This is a genomic window from Limnofasciculus baicalensis BBK-W-15 (assembly GCF_024178385.1).
In the GTDB taxonomy this organism is placed as follows: Bacteria; Cyanobacteriota; Cyanobacteriia; order Cyanobacteriales; family Coleofasciculaceae; genus Limnofasciculus; species Limnofasciculus baicalensis.
In genome coordinates this window covers 1-3580 of sequence record NZ_JAMZMM010000501.1, presented here as the reverse complement: position 1 = coordinate 3580, position 3580 = coordinate 1, and the positions used below count along the sequence as shown (strand labels likewise).

Annotated in this window: 3 protein-coding genes; 1 reads left to right on the top strand and 2 read right to left on the bottom strand. The window is 42.7% G+C overall.

Annotated elements, in window-relative coordinates; all coding sequences use genetic code 11:
• Nucleotides 1-41: 41 nt before the first annotated feature.
• Entirely contained in the window at nt 42-1979 is a 1938-nt protein-coding gene (locus NJ959_RS27280) for a WD40 repeat domain-containing serine/threonine-protein kinase (RefSeq protein WP_254014904.1), read from the bottom strand.
• A gap of 82 nt (nt 1980-2061) precedes the next feature.
• Nucleotides 2062-3126 (bottom strand): anthranilate phosphoribosyltransferase, encoded by a 1065-nt coding sequence (trpD, locus tag NJ959_RS27275; RefSeq protein ID WP_254014905.1) that lies wholly within the window; start codon nt 3124-3126, stop codon nt 2062-2064.
• A gap of 196 nt (nt 3127-3322) precedes the next feature.
• On the opposite strand from trpD, the gene NJ959_RS27270 reads away from it, so the two are divergent.
• Nucleotides 3323-3580, top strand: a 258-nt coding sequence (locus NJ959_RS27270) for a PAS domain-containing protein (protein WP_254014903.1), incomplete at its 3' end; no start/stop codon positions are given.

Here is a 3580-nt window from a genome sequence, read left to right as displayed (position 1 = left end):
GAGTAAATTTCCATACAAAACCCACCCCACCCCAACAATCATCACCCCCAAATCTTAATCGTCTTATCCATACTCCCACTAACTAACATCCGCCCATCCGGACTAAAAGCAACCGTATAAACCTCCTGTAAATGATCCGTAAAACTAGCAATTGCTTCCCTATATCCCACTTGCCAAATCTTAATCGTTCGATCCATACTACCACTAGCAAAGATTTCCCCATCGGGACTAAAAGCCAAAGTACGAACTCTATTTTTATGCCCCTTAAGCATCAAGAATTCTCGCATCTCTACCAAATCCCACAAATGGATAGTACCATCAATTTTTCCTGTCGCTAATATTCTCCCATCTGGGCTAAAAGCAACTGAACAAAAAAAGCCCAGACGCAATAATCCATCACCAAAAGTATGGATTTCCGCTCCCGTCTGAAAATCCCACAATTTAACCGTACCATCACCACTGACACTAGCCAAGATACCTCCATCACTCGATATCGCCATCGCATTTATATGTTCATTATGTCCCTTAATCGTGCGCAACTCCTTACCTGCTAAGGAATTCCATAATTTAATTGTGCCATCGCTACTCCCACTTACCAAAGTTTCCCCATCTGGACTAATTGCTAGACAAGTAATCCATTTACTATTACCTTTTATAGTCAAAATTTCTTCTTGTTTTTCTACCTGCCATAGTTTAATATTTTGGTCATAACTCCCACTCACAATAACTTTACCATCTGGACTAAAAACAACAGCAGAAACCCTGTCATTATGACCCGTGAGAGTACAAATTTCTCGCCTATCTAGCAAATGCCATAATTTAATTTTGCGATCAGTACTACCACTAGCCAGTATTTCCCCATCTGGACTAATAGCAATCGATTCCACCGAACCAAAATGACCTTTTAGAGTATGGATAACTTGCCAATTTAGTGATATTTTTCTGAGCGGAGGAGATAGTTTAGTTATTTGGGTATAAGATCCAGTTTTTGTAGGTAAAAGATTAAAGGTAAGAGGTAAGGGGTGAGAGGTAAGAGGTAAAATTTTCCCCATCCTTATATCCGCTGTTCCATTTCTTTCTAAATCCTGAAGAACATCTGCCGCCGATTGATAGCGTCGATTTGTGGCATGTTGCAGGAGTTTATCCAGAATATATCCCAATTCATCACTTACCGGATTATTAACTAAATAATTTCGCCACACCCAAATATTTTCACCTGTATCGAATAACCTAACCGGATCTACATGAGTAAGTAAATGAATAGCAGTTACACCTAAACTATACAAATCGCTAGCATAAACTGCCTTCCCTTTAACCTGCTCTGGAGCAATAAATTCCGGCGTACCAATACTAGTACCCTTGTGAGTAATTACCGTAGCAATTACCGACTTAGCCGCACCAAAATCTACTATTACCAACCTAGTCTTTATAGTACATTCTCCCTTCTCCAAAGAAGCAAAAGAGCGACGAATAATATTTTCTGGCTTAATATCTCGGTGAATAATATTGTGAGAATGGATAAAATCCAGCACAGGCAATAAACTAGAGAGTAAATCTATAATCTGACTCTCTCGAAACGCCCCTTCTATTTCCAAAACCTCAGCTAAATTTTGTCCATCAATAAACTCCTGCACCAAATACTGACGACGATCCTGAGTGAAATGCGCTAATAATTCTGGAATTTGCGAATGCTTACCCAACACCTCCAATCGCACCGCCTCTTGCTCGAATAATTCTGCCGCTTTCTCCCGATTATTCGTCCCTTTAAATTGGGGAAAAAACTGCTTAATCACACATTGCGGCACAGAAGGCTTATCTCCATCCACCGCTAAAAAAGTTCTGCCAAATCCCCCCTGCCCAATTAGTTTAACAGCCCGATAACGTTCCCTCAAAAGTAACCTGGCACCGCAATTATAGCAAAACCTAGCCTCATCAGGGTTATCGGCGCGATCGCAATCTGGATTTAAGCAATAAGTCATAAGACATGTCAGAGGTTAGCTAATAGCTATTAGCCAATAACAAATAACAAATAACCAATAACTAACAACAAATAACCAACAACTAATCTTGCAAAAATGCCACAAGCTCCTCTAATTTAGACCAAGCAGCACCACTTGCCATCACCTCCCTTGCTATAGCAATACCAGTAGCATGATCTTCCAGAGTTATCGCACCACCCACTTGGAGCGCCAAAGAAGTATTCAATGCCACCACATCCTGCTGTGCAGAAGTTCCCTTACCTTGTAAAACATGCCGCAAAATTACCGCATTTTCCTCAACATCCCCACCCTTAAGTGCTTCTGTAGAAGCTGAATTCAAGCCCAACATTTTCGGATTTAGAGTAGATAAATGTACCTCTCCACCTGATAATAAAGCTAGGTCAGTTTCATCTGCCAATCCCGCCTCATCCAGCCCTTCCCTTCCGTGTAAAACAATCGCATTTTTGGTTCCTAACTGAGATAAAGCTTGGGCAATAGTCGCCACAATATTGGAATCAAATACACCAATTACCTGCCCAGTAGGGCGCAAAGGATTCACCAAAGGACCCAAAAGATTGAATACAGTACGGATTTTCAGAGTTTGTCGGAGGGAAGCGACAGCTTTCAGCGCCGGATGCCAACCTCGCGCAAAGAGAAATGTCACCCCTACCTCATCTAAGGCGGCTTGCACTTGTGCGGGTGAAGCTGCTAAATTAATCCCAAGTGCTTCTAAGACATCTGCTGAACCCACTCGCGACGAAGCGGAACGGTTACCGTGTTTCGCCACTCGCACCCCTGCCGCCGCCGCGACAAAAGCGACAGCAGTGGAAATATTAAAAGTTGAAGCACCATCGCCACCTGTACCGCAGGTATCGATAAGGGGAATTTTTTCAGTAATCTCAACTTCCTGATTTATTAAAGAAGTGGGAGATTTTGATTGGGATTGGAGTACCTGCGCCATCCCCGCCAATTCTTGGGAAGAGACTCCTTTGGCTTGAATTGCAGCCAGAATTGCACCGGATAAAACTGAGGGAATTTCCTCATTGAGCCATCCCTCCATCAGGTAGGAGGCTTGCTCTATGGATAAGGATTCTCTTTCAAGTAGCTGTTGTAGGAAACTAGGTAAGTCATTAGTGGTGTAAGGCATTACTCGAAACCGAGTGATTTTCGACACCTATCTTACCTTGGATGTCTTTTGCGTTACTATTAATATTTGTTTTTCCGCAGCCAGTTGGGATAATACCGTAGTCTATTAGGAATACTCTAATGGGAATATTCTAATCGCGGTACGGAAAATCTGTAGTGGTGAGGGGCGGTAGCTGTGTGGTTTTATATAACTAGTCATGATGCAACTCAAAGATCAGTCCCCTAACTCAGGCAATCTACAACTGTTCTCGGTATTTGCCGAGCAGATACCCGCAGCAGTAGCCATGCTCGATCGCGATCTGCGCTACTTGATTGTGTCTCGTCGTTGGCTCATAGATTACGAGCTGCAAAACCAGGATATCATAGGTCGGTATCATTTTGAAATATTTCCCTTGTTGCAGGAAGAGGGAATCGGGAATCGGGAGCATAAATTCCCCCACTCCCCACTCCAAAAA

What these genes read in the sequence shown, in the direction of transcription:
- NJ959_RS27280 (WP_254014904.1), bottom strand. Translation starts at nt 1,979, where the DNA reads ATGACTTATTGCTTAAATCCAGATTGCGATCGCGCCGATAACCCTGAT.
- trpD (WP_254014905.1), bottom strand. Translation starts at nt 3,126, where the DNA reads ATGCCTTACACCACTAATGACTTACCTAGTTTCCTACAACAGCTACTT.